The sequence below is a fragment of the Streptomyces sp. NPDC004609 genome (genome assembly GCF_042873655.1).
In the GTDB taxonomy this organism is placed as follows: domain Bacteria; phylum Actinomycetota; class Actinomycetes; order Streptomycetales; family Streptomycetaceae; genus Streptomyces.
This window is the reverse complement of record NZ_JBIALS010000025.1, coordinates 112,869-130,752: the sequence shown is the minus strand read 5'-3', so window position 1 is coordinate 130,752 and position 17,884 is coordinate 112,869. Positions and strand designations below refer to the sequence as shown.

At 71.8% G+C, this 17,884-nt stretch carries 17 protein-coding genes; 9 read left to right on the top strand and 8 right to left on the bottom strand.

Annotated features, from left to right (window positions below; translation table 11 throughout):
- The first annotated feature begins 377 nt into the window (after window positions 1-377).
- Complete coding sequence (locus ACFYT4_RS24060) at window positions 378-647, top strand: hypothetical protein (RefSeq protein WP_389272578.1); 270 nt, start codon at window positions 378-380, stop codon at window positions 645-647.
- 83 nt (window positions 648-730) lie between these two features.
- Here the strand turns inward: ACFYT4_RS24060 and ACFYT4_RS24055 are convergent, their stop codons facing one another.
- Entirely contained in the window at window positions 731-1,456 is a 726-nt protein-coding gene (locus tag ACFYT4_RS24055) for a ferritin-like fold-containing protein (protein ID WP_389272575.1), read from the bottom strand.
- Window positions 1,457-2,022: 566 nt separating this feature from the next.
- On the opposite strand from ACFYT4_RS24055, the gene ACFYT4_RS24050 reads away from it, so the two are divergent.
- Both ACFYT4_RS24050 and ACFYT4_RS24045 read left to right on the top strand, forming a co-directional pair.
- Window positions 2,023-4,209 (top strand): DEAD/DEAH box helicase, encoded by a 2,187-nt coding sequence (locus tag ACFYT4_RS24050; protein ID WP_389272572.1) that lies wholly within the window; start codon window positions 2,023-2,025, stop codon window positions 4,207-4,209.
- A 97-nt stretch (window positions 4,210-4,306) separates the two neighbouring features.
- Window positions 4,307-5,353 carry an alpha/beta fold hydrolase gene (locus ACFYT4_RS24045; RefSeq protein WP_389272569.1) on the top strand — a complete coding sequence of 349 codons (1,047 nt, stop codon included), beginning with the start codon at window positions 4,307-4,309 and terminating at the stop codon, window positions 5,351-5,353.
- Window positions 5,354-5,464: 111 nt separating this feature from the next.
- Here ACFYT4_RS24045 and ACFYT4_RS24040 read toward each other — a convergent pair whose 3' ends face one another.
- Window positions 5,465-6,376 (bottom strand): NYN domain-containing protein, encoded by a 912-nt coding sequence (locus tag ACFYT4_RS24040; RefSeq protein ID WP_389272593.1) that lies wholly within the window; start codon window positions 6,374-6,376, stop codon window positions 5,465-5,467.
- Window positions 6,377-6,563: 187 nt separating this feature from the next.
- Between ACFYT4_RS24040 and ACFYT4_RS24035 the strand changes: the two genes are divergently transcribed.
- The gene (locus ACFYT4_RS24035) at window positions 6,564-6,719 is read left to right on the top strand and encodes a hypothetical protein (RefSeq protein WP_389272566.1); all 156 of its coding nucleotides are present in this window, start codon (window positions 6,564-6,566) and stop codon (window positions 6,717-6,719) included.
- A 99-nt stretch (window positions 6,720-6,818) separates the two neighbouring features.
- On the opposite strand, the gene ACFYT4_RS24030 is transcribed toward ACFYT4_RS24035, so the two are convergent.
- From ACFYT4_RS24030 to ACFYT4_RS24015, 4 genes are all read right to left on the bottom strand, one after another.
- Window positions 6,819-7,424, bottom strand: coding sequence for a MarC family protein (locus ACFYT4_RS24030; protein WP_389272563.1), 606 nt, complete (start codon window positions 7,422-7,424; stop codon window positions 6,819-6,821).
- Between the two features lie 41 nt (window positions 7,425-7,465).
- Window positions 7,466-8,329 (bottom strand): PHP domain-containing protein, encoded by an 864-nt coding sequence (locus tag ACFYT4_RS24025; protein ID WP_389272560.1) that lies wholly within the window; start codon window positions 8,327-8,329, stop codon window positions 7,466-7,468.
- Window positions 8,330-8,687: 358 nt separating this feature from the next.
- A complete protein-coding gene (locus ACFYT4_RS24020) occupies window positions 8,688-9,338 on the bottom strand; it encodes a DUF6758 family protein (protein WP_389272557.1) in 651 nt (216 codons plus the stop codon).
- 98 nt (window positions 9,339-9,436) lie between these two features.
- The gene (locus tag ACFYT4_RS24015) at window positions 9,437-10,048 is read right to left on the bottom strand and encodes a suppressor of fused domain protein (protein ID WP_389272554.1); all 612 of its coding nucleotides are present in this window, start codon (window positions 10,046-10,048) and stop codon (window positions 9,437-9,439) included.
- A gap of 459 nt (window positions 10,049-10,507) precedes the next feature.
- Here ACFYT4_RS24015 and ACFYT4_RS24010 point away from each other — a divergent pair, with 459 nt between their 5' ends.
- Window positions 10,508-11,623, top strand: coding sequence for a magnesium and cobalt transport protein CorA (locus ACFYT4_RS24010; RefSeq protein ID WP_389272551.1), 1,116 nt, complete (start codon window positions 10,508-10,510; stop codon window positions 11,621-11,623).
- A 13-nt stretch (window positions 11,624-11,636) separates the two neighbouring features.
- Entirely contained in the window at window positions 11,637-12,164 is a 528-nt protein-coding gene (locus tag ACFYT4_RS24005; RefSeq protein WP_389272548.1) for a hypothetical protein, read from the top strand.
- A 194-nt stretch (window positions 12,165-12,358) separates the two neighbouring features.
- Here ACFYT4_RS24005 and ACFYT4_RS24000 read toward each other — a convergent pair whose 3' ends face one another.
- Window positions 12,359-13,153, bottom strand: coding sequence for a hypothetical protein (locus ACFYT4_RS24000; protein ID WP_389272545.1), 795 nt, complete (start codon window positions 13,151-13,153; stop codon window positions 12,359-12,361).
- Between the two features lie 468 nt (window positions 13,154-13,621).
- Here ACFYT4_RS24000 and ACFYT4_RS23995 point away from each other — a divergent pair, with 468 nt between their 5' ends.
- The 3 genes from ACFYT4_RS23995 to ACFYT4_RS23985 are packed head-to-tail and all read left to right on the top strand — an operon-like array spanning window position 13,622 to window position 16,785.
- The gene (locus ACFYT4_RS23995) at window positions 13,622-15,043 is read left to right on the top strand and encodes a magnesium transporter MgtE N-terminal domain-containing protein (RefSeq protein WP_389272542.1); all 1,422 of its coding nucleotides are present in this window, start codon (window positions 13,622-13,624) and stop codon (window positions 15,041-15,043) included.
- Window positions 15,036-15,608 carry a DUF1003 domain-containing protein gene (locus ACFYT4_RS23990; RefSeq protein ID WP_389272539.1) on the top strand — a complete coding sequence of 191 codons (573 nt, stop codon included), beginning with the start codon at window positions 15,036-15,038 and terminating at the stop codon, window positions 15,606-15,608. The genes ACFYT4_RS23995 and ACFYT4_RS23990 overlap by 8 nt, the downstream gene beginning before the upstream one ends.
- 43 nt (window positions 15,609-15,651) lie before the next feature.
- Window positions 15,652-16,785, top strand: coding sequence for an Mrp/NBP35 family ATP-binding protein (locus ACFYT4_RS23985; RefSeq protein WP_389272537.1), 1,134 nt, complete (start codon window positions 15,652-15,654; stop codon window positions 16,783-16,785).
- Between the two features lie 223 nt (window positions 16,786-17,008).
- On the opposite strand, the gene ACFYT4_RS23980 is transcribed toward ACFYT4_RS23985, so the two are convergent.
- A complete protein-coding gene (locus ACFYT4_RS23980; RefSeq protein ID WP_389272534.1) occupies window positions 17,009-17,701 on the bottom strand; it encodes a hypothetical protein in 693 nt (230 codons plus the stop codon).
- Between the last annotated feature and the right edge of the window lie 183 nt (window positions 17,702-17,884).

Sequence of the window (17,884 nt, the reverse complement as noted above, 5' to 3'; positions counted from 1 at the left end):
GGGCCGGCCGGGGGGCGGCCCCCCGCCCCCCCCCGCCGCCCCCCCCCCGCCCCCCCCCCCCCCCCCCCCCCCCCCCCCCCCCCCCCCCCCCCCCCCCCCCCCCCCCCCCCCCCCACGCCCGTATCCGTATCCGTATCCCGTATCCGGGGCCGTCCGGCCTCGCGCCGGGCCGCACCGGTACGCGGGGCTCACGGCACGAGTGCCCCCTCTGCGCGCATCGCCCCCGGCGGACGGCGCCGGCACAGCCGCGGCGCGGGCGCGGGACCACCCCCCGGACGCGTATTCGGAGCGCTGACGGAGGGTTGCTTTCCGTGGGCACCGGGTAGTACCGGCTACGACCCGCGAAGCCCCCGCCCGTGTCCGTGAGGTGATCAGCAGTGCTGCTGGAAGCGCTCGGTTCGGTTCTGCTCGGACTCGCCCTCGCGTGGGCGGCCGAACGCCATCTTTCCGACCGCCTCCCGGCTCGGCGCGTGGTGTTCCTCACCGGTTCGCTCGGCGCGCTCTTCGGCTCCTATGTGACGCATGTGGCACTAGGCCCCGGTCATCTCGCGGGGACGCTGATCGGCGCGGTGCTGATCGGGGCCGTACTGCTCTCGCTGCTGCTGCGGCCGTCAGGGCGCCGGCTGCGCAGGGCGTTCCCCTTCTGACCGGGCGACCGGGTCCCATGAGACCTTCCGGACGCCCCGACGGAAACGGCGGACACGGCGCGCACAGCGGACACGGTGTCCGCTCAGGCCGCCAGGCCCAGCGCCGCCATCCGCTTGGTGTGGGCCTTGGTGATCCTGGCGAACATCGCGCCCACCGCCGCCAGGTCGAACCCGTCGGCGACCCCTCCCACCAGCATCGTCGAGAGCGCGTCGCGCTCGGCGACCACCCGCTGGGCCTGGGAGAGCGCCTCACCCATCAGCCGCCGCGCCCAGAGCGCGAGCCGCCCGCCGACCCGGGGGTCGGCCTCGATGGCGGCGCGCACCTTCTCGACGGCGAAGTTGCCGTGGCCGGTGTCGTCGAGGACGGCGACCACCAGCGCACGCGTATCGGAGTCCAGATGCACCGCGACCTCGCGGTAGAAGTCACTGGCGATGGAGTCGCCGACATACGCCTTGACCAGGCCCTCCAGCCAGTCGGACGGCGCGGTCTGGTGGTGGAAGTCGTCCAGCGCCTTCGCGAACGGCTCCATCGCGGCCGTCGGCTCCGCTTCGATCGCGGTGAGCCGGTCCCGCAACCGCTCGAAGTGGTGGAACTCCGCGGACGCCATCTTCGCCAGCTCCGCCTTGTCGCCGAGCGTCGGCGCGAGCTTGGCGTCCTCGGCGAGCCGCTCGAATGCGGCCAGCTCCCCGTACGCGAGCGCCCCGAGAAGATCCACGACGGCTGCGCGGTACTGCGGGTCGGCGGAGGCCGTGGCCCAGTCCTGGGCGGCGATACCGGTGGGTTCAGTGGCGTTGTCAGGCGTCTCCATGGAGCGCACAATAGCCCGCCGCACCGGGGTCGTAAGGGCCTGGTCAGCCAGGCCCGCGGCTCGCCCCGGCGCGTCGGCGGAGCCTTTGTCACCCCGGTTCCCATGAATTCGGCCAACACACATGCGCGAATCCGGGGTACAGTGGTATTGCGCCTGCTGAGCGTGATTCATTCACTCGGCGGGCGATCGCAGTGATTGACTGAGGGACGAGGACGTTCTGTTCCTCTGACCCCTTGAGGATGCCCGGTCGGTGGCACGATCGGCTCCGAACCGACCGCCCTCGCGCGGACCGTGCGCTTCCTTTCGCGTACGACCGCAGATGAGGGGCCCCCTCAGCGGCATGAGCGCTCGAGCGACGGCAGTGGTCCCGCGCCATCCGGCCAACCCACGGCCGGTCCAGTACCCAGGTGCGGTACGACCCCCATCGTTCGCCTCGCGCCGCGTCTCACAGAAGAGGCAACACCCTGACTACGCAGCAAACAACCTTCCGGGATCTCGGGATCCTGGCCGAAACAGCCGAAGCCCTCGAAGCCGTCGGCATTCTGTCACCCTTCCCCATTCAGGAGATGACGCTCCCCGTGGCGCTCTCCGGCACCGACGTCATCGGGCAGGCCAAGACCGGCACCGGCAAGACGCTCGGTTTCGGGCTGCCGCTGCTGGAGCGCGTCACCGTCCCCGCGGACGTCGAGGCGGGCCGGGCGAAGCCCGAGCAGCTGACCGACGCCCCCCAGGCCCTCGTGGTCGTCCCCACCCGCGAGCTCTGCACCCAGGTCACCAATGACCTCCTCACCGCGGGCAAGGTGCGCAATGTGCGGGTGCTGGCGATCTACGGCGGCCGTGCCTACGAGCCGCAGGTCGAGGCGCTGCGCAAGGGCGTCGACGTGATCGTCGGCACACCCGGCCGGCTGCTCGACCTCGCCGGCCAGAAGAAGCTCGACCTGTCGAAGGTGCGGGCGCTGGTCCTCGACGAGGCCGACGAGATGCTCGACCTGGGCTTCCTGCCCGACGTCGAGAAGATCATCCAGCAGCTGCCCGCGCGCCGCCAGACGATGCTGTTCTCCGCGACCATGCCGGGCGCGGTCATCGGCCTGGCCCGCCGCTACATGTCGCAGCCCACGCACATCCGCGCCACCGCGCCGGACGACGAGGGCGCGACCGTCGCGAACATCACCCAGCGCGTCTACCGCGCGCACTCCATGGACAAGCCCGAGATGGTCTCGCGCATCCTCCAGGCCGACGGCCGCGGACTCGCGATGATCTTCTGCCGTACCAAGCGGACCGCGGCGGACATCGCCGACCAGCTCGCGCGCCGGGGCTTCGCCTCCGGCGCCGTTCACGGCGACCTGGGCCAGGGCGCGCGCGAGCAGGCGCTGCGGGCGTTCCGCAACGGCAAGGTGGACGTCCTCGTCTGCACCGACGTCGCCGCGCGCGGCATCGACGTCGACGGTGTGACGCACGTCATCAACTACCAGTCGCCCGAGGACGAGAAGACCTATCTGCACCGCGTCGGCCGCACCGGCCGCGCCGGCAAGTCGGGTACGGCCGTCACGCTGGTGGACTGGGACGACATCCCGCGCTGGCAGCTGATCAACAAGGCGCTCGACCTGGGCTTCGCCGACCCGGCGGAGACCTACTCCACCTCGCCGCACCTCTTCGAGGAGCTGGGCATTCCGCAGGGCACCAAGGGTGTTCTGCCGCGGGCCGAGCGCACCCGGGCGGGCCTCGCGGCCGAGGAGGTGGAGGACCTGGGCGAGACCGGTGGCCGTGGCCGCAAGGCCGCCGCGGTGACCGAGGAGCGTCCGGCGCGTACGAGGACTCCTCGCCAGCGCCGCCGTACGAGGGCGGGCACTCCGGCGTCCGCCGAGGCTCCCTCGGACTCCGGCGCCGCCGACGGATCCACCGCTTCCGGCTCGACCGGTGCCGCCGGTTCCGCCGCCGCGGAGACCGGGGTCGCCGAGCCGCGGGTGCCGAGGCGCCGCCGCCGTACGAGGGTGGGTGCGCCGAGCGCGCCCACCGCGGTGGAGACCCTGGCGTCCGCACCGGCCGCCGAATCCGCGCCGCCGGCCGCACCGGCCGCCGCCGCGGAGCCGCTGCCCGTGTCCGAGCCGGTCGTGGAGGGTGCGCCGCGCCGTCGCCGTACCCGCGCGGTGAAGGCGGTCGCCCCGGTCGAGACGGCCCCTGCCGAGACGGCTGCCGTCGAATCGGCCTCCGTCGGGACGGCTCCGGCCGCGTCCGTGGCCCCGGCCCCCGAGGCCGAGCCCGAGGCGAAGCCCAAGCGGGCCCGCAAGCGTGTCGTCAAGGCCGTGGAGAGCCCCGAGCCGGTCGAGGCGTCGGCCGGCACCGCGGCCCCCGAGGCCGAGGCGGAGACCAAGCCCCGTCGCCGCACCCGCGCCGTCAAGGCCGTGGAGAGCGCCGAGGCGGCGGACACCGCCGCACCGGAGGCCGAGACCAAGCCCAAGCGGACCCGGGCCCGCGCGGTGAAGGCCGTGGACCCGGCGGAGGCCGCCGAGCCCGAGGCCGGGCCGAAGCGGACACGCGCCGTCAAGGCGGTCGCGTCCGCCGAGGCGTCCGCGCCGGTCACGGCGGGCGAGACCGCCGAGGCCAAGCCCAGGCGGACCCGGGCGCGCGCGGTGAAGTCGGCCGTGTCCGCGGAGGCCACCGTCTCCGCCACCGTGGAGGCCCCGGCCGAGTCCGAGGCGAAGCCCCGCCGCCGTACGCGTACGGCAAAGGCAGCCGCGCAGCCCGAGAGCTGACGCACCGGCACCCTGTCGGCCCGGCCCCGTTCAGGGGCCGGGCCGTCGGCGTCCGGGCCGCCGGGCGACTTTCCCGTACCGCCGTTAACCTCAACACATGAGCCGCCCGCCGACTTTTGTGCCGCCGCCCTGCGCCCGCCCGCGTACCCTCCGCACCTCCCGTGGGGACTTCGCCGTGCTCGACGCGCAACCCGAGGCGCGGGAGCGGGACATCAAGGGTGTCGCGCTGCTCGTTCCCGGGTTCACCGGGAGCAAGGAGGACTTCATCGCGATGCTGGAGCCCCTCACCGCGTCCGGTTACCGCGTGATCGCCGTCGACGGCCGCGGCCAGTACGAGACCGGGGGCCCCGACGACGAACGGGCCTACGAGCAGGAGGAGTTGGCCCGCGACCTGCTCGCCCAGGCTCAGGCCCTGAACGCGGAGGCACCGGGGACGAAAGCCCCGGACGGCGGGTCCGGCCCCCGCGCGGAAGGCCGGACCGGACCGGAACCCGGCACCGACACCGACACCGACACCCGACCTGACACCGGCACCGGCACCGGCACCGGCACCGGCACCGGCACCGGCACGAACAGCGAACCCGGTGGCCGGAGCGGCGGCACCCCCGGGATCCATCTCCTCGGGCACTCCCTCGGCGGCCAGATCGCCCGCGCCGCCGTCCTCCTCGACCCCTCGCCGTTCCGGACCCTGACCCTGATGTCCTCCGGCCCGGCCGAGATCAGCCCGGCCCAGCAGGAGAAGGTGCGTATGCTCAGCGACGCGCTCTCGGTCATGAGCATGGAGCAGGTGTGGAACACGATGGAGGCGCTGGATCCGCCCGAGGACGCGGACATGGACGGCGCGACCGGCCGCGACGACCTCCGGGCGCGCTGGCTGCGCCACCACCCCGTGCAGCTGATCACGACCGGACGCCGGCTCACCGCCGAGCCGGACCGGGTGGACGAACTGGCCGCCGTCCGCGGGCTGCCCGCGCATGTGCTGAGCGGCGAGCGGGACGACGCCTGGCCCGTACCGCTGCTGGACGACATGGCGCGACGGCTCGGTGCGCTCAGGACGGTCGTGGAGGGGGCCGAGCACTCGCCCAATACCGACCGCCCCGAGGAGACGGCCGCCGCGATCGCCCGGTTCTGGGACAGGCACTGACCCGGCCCCGGTGACACCACCCCCCAGGTCATGTCTTCGACAGGGGGCAACAGTCATGCCGGGCCCGGAGGCCAGTGGCCCCATTGCAGGACCACGAAAAACATAACGGGGTCAGTACTGCGACTGGAGATGGTGCCAGAAGCCGTCCCGCAGGGCCCTTCTCAGTACCGCGTGGCCCCGCAGCGACCGCTGGAGCACCCGTTCCGCCTGGACGAGGAGATCCTGGTCGACCGGCCCCGGCAGATACGGGTGCCCGGGCAGCAGCGCCGCCATCGCCTCGGTCCCTTGTTCCGCCAGCCAGGTCGCCGCGATCTGCGCCCCGACGAAACGGACCTCGTCGCGGGACGGCGGCGGCGCGCCCTCGTTCTCGTAGGTCGTGACGGGACGGCGGGTGATGTACGGCCGGCAGAAGTCCAGGTCGAAGGTCCGCTGACTGTCCACCTCCCACAGCAGCGGCTCGGCCTGGTTGCTCCCCTCCGACGACTCGATGCCCCACAGGTGGACCCGTGCCCCGTACCCCTGCGCCGCCTCGACCGCCGATACGAGGTCCTCGTCGCCGCCGACGAGCGCCGCGTCGCTGATCGCGCGATGCCTGGCGAGGGACTCCAGATCCGTCCGGATGAGTGAATCGACGCCCTTCTGCTGATTGTTGGCGTTGAGATTGCCGAGCCGCACCTTCACATCCGGCAGCTCGGCGATCGACTGCTGCTCGGGGGTGTGAATACGGCGGCGGGCGCCGTCGTACCAGTAGACGCGCAGCAGCCGGCTGTCCGCGAATATCGTGCGGGCCTTGTCGATGAACGCCTCGATCAGCCCCTCCGCGTCCAGATCGAAGGAGCGCCGGTCCTCGGTGCCCGCCACCAGCAGTCCGGCCGCGGCGTAGACGTAACCCGCGTCCACGAAGATGGCGTGGGTGGACGGGGTCTTCGCGACCTCGGCGAGCATGCGATGGAGCAGCTCGTTGGTGCGCTCCAGGCGGGCACCGATCTCCCGGGTTCCGGCCTCGCCGAGCTGCTGATTCATCTCGTTGCTCTCTGCGTCGTTCATACGGAGCCCATTCTCCGGTGGCTCATACACACCCGCCAGTAGTTAGACAAGGCAATTATTTACTTAGCGTAGGGAATATTTGCAAGGCGCATCCCCGTTGATACAGCTGTTGAACGCATCACTATCAGTTCTCCAGCAGGAGGATCAGACGAAGGGAGAAGCCGTGCGCTTCGAGATCATGCGACTGGACGACGTCGACGGCACCGCCGTGGACAGCACGGTCGTGGACGCCGCCTCCGTCACCCGGATCGTGCAGCAGGCCGCCGCGACGGGCCAGCGCATCTACATCCGCCCGGCCGTCGAATCGCCGGCTTCCTAGGCCATCGCCCGGGGTTCGGTGTGCCCCCGTACGGACGATCCGTACGGGGGCACCCTTGTGTCCGCGCCACCTGGGCACCGTGCGCCGCACCGTCCGGCCTCAGGCGCCCTGGACGACCTGGGTGACCCCGTTGATGATCTGCTGCACGGCGATCGCGGAGAGCATCATGCCCGCGAGCCGGGTCACCAGCACCACGCCGCCGTCCTTGATCAGCCGGATGATCAGCAGCGAGTACCGCATGGTCAGCCAGAGCACGGCGTGCATGGCCACGATCGCCGCCCAGACCGCGATCTGCTGCGAGGCGCCGTCGGCGTCCTGCACGGCGAGGATCACCGAGACGATCGCGCCGGGCCCCGCCAGCAGCGGCATGCCGAGCGGTACGAGTGCCACATTGACGTCCTTGGTCTGCTGGGGTTCGTCCGTCTTGCCGGTCAGCAGATCGAGCGCGATCAGCAGCAGGAGCAGTCCGCCCGCGATCATCAGCGCGGGAACGGAGACATGCAGATAGTCGAGGATCTGCTGGCCGAGAAGCCCGAAGACGGTGATCACGCCGAAGGCGACGGCCACCGCCTGCCAGGCCATCCGGCGCTGGACCTTGGCGGGCCGCCCGGAGGTCAGCGCGAGGAAGATCGGGGTGATCCCGGGCGGATCCATGATCACGAAGAGGGTCAGAAACAGGGAGCCGAAAACGGCGGCGTCGAACACGGTGATGGCCTAGCGGGAGGAAGGAAGGGGGACGGCGGTGGTCAGGCGCGGTGTCCGCCCGCGCCCGGCACCGGGAACGCCCCGGTCGCGCGGCGCGTGATCTCGCCGTAGATCTCGGGGTCGGTGGTGTACTCACCGAGCGAGACGGCCTTCCGCGCCCCGTGATAGTCACTGGACCCGCAGGTCAGCAGCCCGAGGTCCGCGGCGAGGGCGCGCAGCCGCTCCCGGGCGGGCCCGTCGTGGTCCATGTGGTCGACCTCGATGCCGTCGAGGCCCGCTTCGGCCAGTTCCGCGATCGCCTTCTCGGGGACCGTACGCCCGCGCTTGACCGCCGCCGGGTGCGCGAAGACCGAGACCCCGCCGGCCGCCTTGACCAGGCGGACCGCAGTGAACGGGTCGAGTTCGTGCTTGGTGACATGGGCCCGCCCGCCGTCGGCGATCCACTCCTTGGTGAACGCGTCGGAGACGGTCGGGACGACACCCAGCTCGACGAGCGCGGCCGCGATGTGCGGGCGGCCGACGGAACCGTCCCCGGCGATACGGGCGACCCGCTCCCACTCGACGGGCACGCCCAGCTCCCGCAGCCGGTCCACCATCGCCCGCGCCCGCGGTACCCGGTCGTCCCGGACCAGTTCGCGCTCGCGCAGCAGCTCGGGCTCGTCGGGGTCGAAGAGATACGCCAGCAGATGCAGGCTCACACCGTCGAGGGCACACGAGATCTCGGCGCCGGTGACCAGGGTCAGCCCTTCGGGAAGCGCAGCGATCGCCTCGGCGTGCCCGCGGGTGGTGTCGTGATCGGTGAGGCCGACGACATCGAGTCCGGCCGCGGCGGCGCGGCGCATCAGCTCGGCGGGGCTGTCCGTGCCGTCCGAAGCCGTGGAGTGGGTGTGCAGATCGATACGCACGCATGGCTCCAGGGCTCGGGGCGCCTCCCGCACGGCGTCGCGCGGAGGGTGGACAGGGGACGGTCAAGTGTATCCGGGCACCCGCCCCTGTCCGATTGCGCCCGACGCGTCCGGATACGGGTGGGTGCGGCGGCGGTACGGGCGCCGCCGGGGCCCTGGACTCCGCTTCGGGGCGTACGGGACAGGGCGTACGGGACGAGGACGTACGGCGGTGGGAGGGGCACGGGCTCCGTCCGCCGGGCCCTCCCCCGCGCCACCGCCCGGCCCAAAGGCCTGCGGCACCGAGGGTTACGGCACCGAACGGCGACGGCGGACACCGGCCGAACGGGACTGCGGGGCCGCGTGGGGCCGGGGGTCCCTAGGGACCGGCCGGGTCCAGCAGCCGAGGGGAGAGCGCCCCGCACGGCACCAGTTCGACCTCGGCGCCCGCGTCGCGCAGATCGGTGAGGACCAGTTCGTCGTACATCAGCAGCCCGGACTGCTCAGGCCAGACGATCGCCCACAGCCAGAGCCCGCGCGCCTCCCCGGCGAAGACCGCGCGGTCGTGGGGGGCCGCGCGCACATGCCACAGGGGGGTGGGACGGCCGGCGGCGAGCAGCTTGATCTGCGGGGCCTTGTCGCCGCAGATATGGGGGCCGGGGTCGAGTCCGTCGATGCCCGCGTAGCGCGCGCCGAGCCCGACGCCCAACTCCTCGGCGATCAGCAGCAGTTCCCCGAGGCCGCCGAGCGGTCCCGGGCCCGAGCAGGCGACGGCGGTGGCCCGGCCACCGCTGCGGTCGTCACCCGCGTACGCGACACCCGTGAACAGCCAGCCGACTGGGAGCGGCCAGGGCATCCAGACGGGAACCCTGGCGCGGTGCACCACGACGCCGAGGGCCTCCACGCTGGGCGGGAGCACCGGCTGCAGCGGGTGGACCGCGCCGTGCAGATCGCACTGCCAGGCGTCGGCGAAGAGACCGGGCGCCCTGACCCGGCCACCGCACTTCGGGCAACTGGGTTCGCCCCTCATAGCGCTCAACGGTCCTACCCGGCCGTCGCCGCGTCAAGGACGATCACCCGTCCGGTGTGATCCGGTACCGGGAAAGCGACGGCCTCCGGCGGCCCGCGTCAGTCGAGGGCCACCGATCCGCGCAGGGGATCGCGCAGGTCCGTCCCCCGGGTCAGCCACCGCTCCTGCAGTTCCTGCGCGCCGTGCACCCGCTTCCAGGCGGCCTCGTTCGGTGTCATCGGGAGCAGCGGCAGAAAACGCACCGGGTCCATCGGAGGGTCCAGTTCCAGATCCTCGACCAGCCCACCCGGCTCGGCGACCAGCACCGAGCTGAAGGGCGCCGAGGGCCACAGGGGTTCACCGACGTCCAGGGACGCCCCGGGCGCCACGACGACACCCTCCACCTGAGGTGAGGCGGCCAGGACGGCGAGCGGGCGCAGCGCCTTGTCGGTGTCGGCGAGCCCCGCCCGTACCGACAGGATCAGCTCCGCGCGCGGGCCCTTCACCGGATCGGCGAGCGCGGCCGTGGGATCGGCCATGGGCAGGGCCGACATACCGAGTGTGGCGTAACGCACGATGCCGCCGCCCCCGTCGCCCCCGCCGTCGGCCGTGCCCCGGAACCGGAGCACCTCGATACGGTCCGTACCCAGGAACGTCACCGCCGCGCGGGCGTCCGGCTCCCCGAGGGCCGTGAGCAGCCTGGCCTCGACCAGAGCAAGAACGTCTCCCATAGGGCGAGCATAAAGCGCGTAAGGAAAGCTCAAAACAAGGGATTGACCCTCTGTCGGCTGATAGTCTTGGCCGCTGGTCGGGACGGTAGAACAGGACGGCACGCGGAAGCGCGGCCCTCCGGTCCCGAGCATCACGTCTCCCCTACGGGGGACCGGCCGGAGGAGGTGGGGTCTGCGGTGGATCGAAGTCGACCGTGCAGTACCAACCGCTCTTCCGTACGGCATCACCGCACTCCGGTGATCTGAGCCCTTCACGCACAGGGCCTGCGGCATTCCGTACGACGGCATTCCGTTCATGGGCGTTTCGCACGACGGAAGAGCACCTCGTTTTTGCCTGTCTGTAGCGAACGCCGTCATCCGCGACGCCGCGGTGCCGCCCGCTTTGCGGACGTGAGCCCACGTCCCCATTCCGGGCTGTGCCACACCACTCGCCGACGGCCTCTCCGTGAGGAGCCAGCCATGTCGATGATCCGTGACCTGCGGGCGGCGGTCCGTCCGTCCCTGCGCAAGAGCAGCACTCCCTACAACACGTACGACCCCACCCGTGACCCCTCCGCCTCCAGCGCCGTCGTCGACTGCGCGGTCTACCGCGACGGCAGGCGGCTGGACAGCGACGGCTGCCAGACCCCGCGCGAGGCGATGCTGCGGGTGCGGGAGGGCGGCGGCTTCGCGTGGATCGGGCTGCACGAGCCGACGGAGGAGGAATTCGCCGGTATCGCGGCGGAGTTCGGGCTGCACCCGCTCGCCGTCGAGGACGCCGTCCACGCCCATCAGCGGCCCAAGCTGGAGCGGTACGACGACACCCTCTTCACCGTCTTCAAGACGGTCCACTACGTCGAGCACGCCGAACTGACCGCGACCAGCGAGGTCGTGGAGACCGGTGAGGTCATGTGCTTCACCGGCCGGGACTTCGTCATCACGGTCCGCCACGGCGGCAAGGGCTCCCTGCGCGCGCTGCGGCACGGCCTCCAGAAGGACACCGAGCTGCTGTCCAAGGGCCCGTCCTCGGTCCTGCACGCCATCGCCGACCATGTCGTCGACGGATACATCGCGGTCGCCGGGGCGATGCAGGACGACATCGACGAGGTCGAGATCGATGTCTTCTCCGCGCCCTCCAAGGGCAGCTCGCGGGGCACCGACGCCGGGCGGATCTACCAGCTCAAGCGGGAGGTCCTGGAGTTCAAGCGGGCCGTCTCCCCGCTGCTGCGGCCGATGCAGCTGCTGAGCGAGCGGCCGATGCGGCTGATCGACCCCGACATCCAGAAGTACTTCCGCGATGTCGCCGACCATCTGGCACGGGTGCAGGAGGAGGTCATCGGCTTCGACGAGCTGCTGAACTCCATCCTCCAGGCCAATCTCGCGCAGGCGACCGTCGCGCAGAACGAGGACATGCGCAAGATCACCTCCTGGGCGGCGATCATCGCGGTGCCGACGGCGGTCTGCGGGGTCTACGGCATGAACTTCGACTACATGCCCGAGCTACGGTGGCAGTACGGATACCCCATGGTGCTCACCGCGATCGCCGGGATCTGCTTCACCATCCACCGCACGCTGAAGCGCAACGGCTGGCTCTAGATAGGCTGCGCCCATGACAGAACACCTGCTCGGCCGGGCCCTCGTCGAGGAGGCCACCAAGAAGTCCGGCCTCATCTGGGTCCGCGGCGAGGGCGCCCGGGACGAGGGCGACGGGCGGGCGCTCTGGCACATCTGGCACGAGGGCGCGGCGCATGTCGTGGGCGACGGCCCCGGCGAGCAGCCGCTGCCGGGGCTCAGGGCCGGCGGCAGCGCGGAGGTCACCGTCCGCAGCAAGGACAAGGGCGGCCGGCTGGTCGCCTGGACCGCGTCCGTGACGGAACTCGAACCGCGCTCCGAGGCGTGGGAGTCGGCCGTCGCGGAACTCAAGTCCAAGCGGCTGAACGCGACCGACACGGAGGGGCTGCGGGAGCGGTGGGCCCGGGAGTGCCGGGTGCTGCGGCTCGATCCCGTGTCCTCGACGACATCCCTCCCGAACGGTTCGCTCGCGGCCCCGCCGCCGGGGTCGCCCGCGACGACGCGCGGGGTGATGCCGGCGGGTTTGCCGCGGTTGCTTCTGCGGCGGGCCAAGAAGCGCGGATAGCGCCGCGGGGCGCTTCGTCCTCCACCGCCGGACGGGCTCCCGGCACCGCGCCCCGACGGGCTCGGTCACCGGGCCCCCGCCCGACGCGGACCCGCGCCCCACGGCACCCTCCGTCCTCAAACGCCGGACGGGCTCCCGGCACCGCGCCCACCCCGGGGTGAGTCACGGACGGGCTTCATGGATCCGGGCGGGAGTCAGTCGCTGGAGGTGGGGAGTTGGCGGCCGTAGTCCACCGTTTCCGCCTTCGAGGGAGCGGCCAGCGCGAAGTCCAGGCCCCACTCGCCGAGCGTCAGCACCCCCGCCCCGCCCGCCCGCGCGAACTGGAGCGGATACGGTTCGCCCTCCAGCGAGACATCGAGCACACCGCCGTCGCCGTCCTCCGCCTTCACCTTGATCGCGCGGATGCCGCCCACCTTCGTACGGTCGCCCTTGCTCAGGTCGCCCTGCATCCCGAGGAGCCCGTCGAGGAGCACATCCATCTCCGTGAAGCCACGGAACTGCTTGTACGCGGGGTCGCCCTGCGGGACCTTCACATACTTGTTGTCGAGCTTGCCCGCCGCCTCCGCGTCCGTCCTGGAGGGCGGCTCGCCGGGCTTGCCGTCGCCCTGGTGGGTCCAGAAGGCCGCGTCGGCCTTGATGAAGAGATCGTCGCCGACCCGCAGCAGCTCGAAGGTGTCCTCCTTGGAGGTGACGGATCCGGTGCCGCCGTCCTGTTTGAGCCGCATGTTCAGCCGGTACGTGCCGCCCTTGCTGACGAGCGTCCCGGAGAGCCGTACCGCCGTCGCCGCGTCCGCCGCCTCCCGCGCCCGGCTCTCGATCTCGGTCGCCGAGAGCTTGCCGATCCCGTTGGTCCCCTTGTCCGGGTCCTCCCCGCAGGAGGCGAGCCCCGTCGTCAGCCCCGCGCACAGGGCCACACAGAGCGCGGCCCGGCGGGCCCGGGAAACCGGGCCGGCCCGGCGGGCCCGGGAAACCGGGGGGAGAAGAGTCACCAGCGCACTGCCTCTCATCTACTTCTCATGGGGTGGCAGTCCGCAGCGTACCCGGGCCGCCTGAGCGCCTCAGCAGCAGCCATACGGACGCCGACCACCGGCGCCCCGGAACGGTACGGGCTAGCCTGAAGCCCTTGAACAGCAGTTTTTCCGACAAGATCCGACAAAGACCCGACACCGTGCCCCACCACGAGGCGAGTGAGCTGAAGGGCCGCGCGGGTGCCGAAAGGGAGAACGCGCGGAGGTCCCGAAGAACGAGCGGTCGAGCACGATCGACCGTCGACACACACTCAACCAACCCGGAAACGAACCGAGCCCACAAAAGAAGGCGAGTGAGCTGAAGGGCCGCGCGGGTGCCGAAAGGGAGAACGCGCGGAGGCCGCGAGGAACGAGCGGTCGAGCACGATCGACCGTCGGTGCACGCTGAAGCGGCCCGGAAGCGAACCGAGCCACAAAAGAGAAAGAATCATGGCCGCAAGCACTCCCCGCGTCTTCGTCTCCCATCTTGCCGGCGTACCGGTCTTCGACCCCAACGGTGATCAGGTCGGACGCGTCCGCGACCTCGTGGCGATGCTGCGGGTGGGCCACCGCCCGCCCCGGCTGCTCGGCATGGTCGTCGAGGTGCTCACCCGGCGCCGGATCTTCCTCCCGATGTCCCGGGTCACCGGTATCGAGTCGGGCCAGGTCATCACCACGGGTGTGCTCAACGTACGCCGTTTCGAACAGCGTCCCACGGAGCGGCTGGTCCTGGGTGAGCTGCTGGACCGCCGGGTGCGGCTGGTGGAGGGCGGCGAGGAGGTCACCGTGCTCGATGTGTCCGTGCAGCGGCTGCCCGCCCGCCGGGACTGGGAGATCGACCGGGTCTTCGTCCGCAGGGGCCGGGGCGGGGCCCTGCGCCGCAAGGGCGAGACGCTGACGGTGGAGTGGTCCGCGGTGACCGGCTTCTCGCTGGAGGAGGACGACCAGGGCGCGGAGAGCCTGGTCGCCACGTTCGAGCGGCTGCGCCCGGCCGACCTGGCCAATGTGATGCACCACCTCTCGCCGAAGCGCCGCGCCGAGGTCGCCGCCGCTCTCGACGACGAACGGCTCGCCGATGTGCTGGAGGAGCTGCCGGAGGACGACCAGGTGGAGATCCTCGGCAAGCTCCAGGAGGACCGTGCCGCGGACGTGCTGGAGGCGATGGACCCGGACGACGCCGCCGATCTGCTCTCGGAGCTGCCCGAGGAGGACAAGGAGCGGCTTCTGACCCTGATGCGCCCGGACGACGCCGCCGACGTACGCCGGCTGCTGTCGTACGAGGAGCGGACGGCGGGCGGGCTGATGACGACCGAGCCGATCGTGCTGCGGCCGGACGCCACGGTGGCCGACGCCCTGGCCCGCGTACGCCAGGAGGATCTGTCGCCCGCGCTGGCCGCGCAGGTCTATGTGTGCAGGCCGCCGGACGATACGCCGACGGGCCGGTATCTGGGGACGGCGCACTTTCAGCGGCTGCTGCGGGACCCGCCGTTCACCCTCGTCAGTTCCGTCGTGGACAGCGATCTGCCGCCGCTCGCGCCGGACACCCCGCTGCCCGACGTGACCAGCTACCTCGCCGCGTACAACATGGTCGCCGCGCCGGTCGTCGACGAGACGGGCTCGCTGCTGGGCGTGGTGACCGTGGACGACGTGCTGGACCATCTGCTGCCGGAGGACTGGCGGGAAACGGAGTTCGAGGAGTCCGCCCTCCACGAGCGCGAGTCCGGACACGACAGCGGGTCCCTCCACCGCCCCGGACCCGGCTCCGGCCCGGCCTCCGGGTCCCCGCCCGGACCCGGCTCCGGCTCGGGGTCCTCGCCGGGCCCCGCCGGCGGCCACGAGCCCCCGCGGGACGGTGGGTCCGCGCATGGGTAACGAGTACGGGCCGACCGAGCGCGGCGAGCCGAAGGAGCGTCCCGTCCCGCGCTCCCGCTCGCGGCTCGACATGCCGCAGGTACCGCGCCGTACGGTGCTGCCGGAGTACGACCCCGAGGCGTTCGGCCGCCTCTCGGAGCGGATCGCCCGCTTCCTGGGCACGGGCAGGTTCATCGTCTGGATGACGGTGATCATCATCATGTGGGTCGTCTGGAACGTCAGCGCCCCGCCCGCCCTGCGCTTCGACGAGTACCCCTTCATCTTCCTCACGCTGATGCTGTCGCTCCAGGCTTCGTACGCGGCCCCCCTGATCCTTCTGGCGCAGAACCGCCAGGACCATCGGGACCGGGTCACCCATGAACAGGACCGTGAGCAGAACGAGCGCTCCATCGCGGACACGGAGTATCTGACCCGTGAGATCGCGGCCCTGCGGATGGGCCTCGGGGAGGTCGCCACCCGGGACTGGATCCGGTCGGAGCTCCAGGACCTGGTGAGGGACATGGAGGAGCGGCGCGCCCCGTTCCCCGACGGCGGCGGCCCGGGCAGTGACGTATCCGACCGCTGACGGGCTTTCCGGGGGCGGGAGCGGGCGCCGTACCATCGTCGGTATGGCTACGGAAGACACGGTGCTGGCAGCGCTGGCGACGGTGAACGACCCCGAGATCCACCGACCCATCACCGACCTCGGCATGGTGAAATCGGTTGAGATCGGGGCGGATGGCGCAGTCGCCGTCACGGTGTACCTGACCGTGTCCGGCTGCCCGATGCGCGAGACGATCACGAAGAACGTGACGGACGCGGTCGCGGGCGTCGACGGCGTCACGCGCGTCGAGGTCACGCTCGACGTGATGAGCGACGAGCAGCGGCGCGAACTGACGTCCTCGCTGCGCGGCGGCACGGCCGAGCGCGAGGTCCCCTTCGCCCAGCCCGGCTCGCTGACCCGGGTGTACGCGGTCGCCTCCGGCAAGGGCGGCGTCGGGAAGTCGTCGGTCACCGTGAATCTGGCGGCGGCGATGGCGGCCGACGGGCTGAAGGTCGGCGTGGTGGACGCGGACATCTACGGCCACTCGGTGCCGCGCATGCTGGGCGCGGACGGCCGTCCCACCCAGGTCGAGAACATGATCATGCCGCCGTCCGCGAACGGGGTGAAGGTCATCTCGATCGGCATGTTCACGCCCGGCAACACGCCGGTCGTCTGGCGTGGTCCGATGCTGCACCGCGCGCTCCAGCAGTTCCTCGCCGATGTCTACTGGGGCGATCTGGACGTCCTGCTGCTCGATCTGCCGCCCGGGACCGGCGATATCGCCATCTCGGTCGCGCAGCTCGTGCCGAACGCGGAGATCCTGGTCGTCACCACCCCGCAGCAGGCCGCGGCCGAGGTCGCCGAACGGGCCGGGTCGATCGCCGTGCAGACGCATCAGAAGATCGTCGGCGTCGTCGAGAACATGTCGGGTCTGCCGTGTCCGCACTGCGACGAGATGGTCGACGTGTTCGGCACCGGCGGAGGCCAGCGGGTCGCGGAGGGGCTGACGAAGACGACCGGCACGAATGTACCGGTGCTGGGGTCGATCCCGATCGACGTCCGCCTGCGGGAGGGCGGCGACGAGGGCAAGCCGGTCGTGCTGACCGACCCGGACTCCCCCGCGGGCTCCGCCCTGCGCGCCATCGCCGGAAAGCTGGGCGGGCGCCAGCGCGGGCTGTCCGGCATGAGCCTGGGCATCACGCCGAGGAACAAGTTCTGACGCGGCGACAGCCGTAGTACTGCGTCGGAGAAGGGCACCGTCCGGACGAACGGTGCCCTTCTGCGTACGGTGAAGCGCGCCGCACCGGGCCCGCGCCGTACGCCCGGCTCCGCACGCCCCTTACCCGGACGCCCGTCTCCGCGCACCGGCCCGGGACCCGTCCACGCTCACAGTGCTCCGTACGCGCGGTACCGAGCCGCCGTCCCGTCTCAGCTGTGCCGTCTCAGCCGTCCCGTCGCATGTACGGACCCAGGTCCCGTACCACCGCGAAGCCCAGCCCGTACGCGCTCATCCCCCGTCCGTACGCTCCGATGTGCACGCCGCCGAGGGTCGATCCCGCCAGCACCCAGCCGAACTCCGACTCGCGGTAGTGGAAGGGCGTGGGCACACCGTCGACCGGCAGGGAGAGCGCGGACCACGAATCGCCCTGCAGATCGTCGGCCAGCTCGAACGCGGTCTCCGTCTGCTGGTCCAGCCAGTCGTCCCGCAGCGAGTGGTCGAGCTGGGGCGGCCAGGTGTGGGCCAGCAGGCCCGAGCCCGCGAGCCAGGCGGCGGACGAGACCGTGGTGGCGTCCAGCACCCCCGTACCGTCGCCGCTGCGCCGTACCGGGCTCGCGGCGACCGTGATGACCGCGGCGAACCGCTCCTTCTCCCCGGTCGTCGCCTCGGACCTTATCGACGGCTCGTCACCGTGCCCCAGCGAGCCGTGCTGGACGGTGCCGTCGGCCGCCGAGCCGACCTGCATCAGCCAGCGCGGGCCGGTGAACGCACCGTCCAGGCCGTACCAGGGGAACGGCGCACGGGCATAGCCGTCGGCCGCACACCGGGAAGCGGTCTCCGTCTCCGTGTGCTGCTGAGCGGGAGCAGGGGATTCCTCGACCGTGCTCTGGGCCGCTGTTCGACTGGTCGTCTCCATCTACCCGGCCGCCTCCTCTGTGTCCGAGGTCCGGAGCGGACCCGCCCCCCTCGGGCGTCCTCGCGTCCTGACAGAGGGAGAGAATAGCCACCCCGTCCCGGCTCACCGGGATTCACGGTCGTCGAAGGGCGTGTACGACCCGGCCGGTCCCCCATCGGGGACCGGCCGGGTGATCTTGGTCGC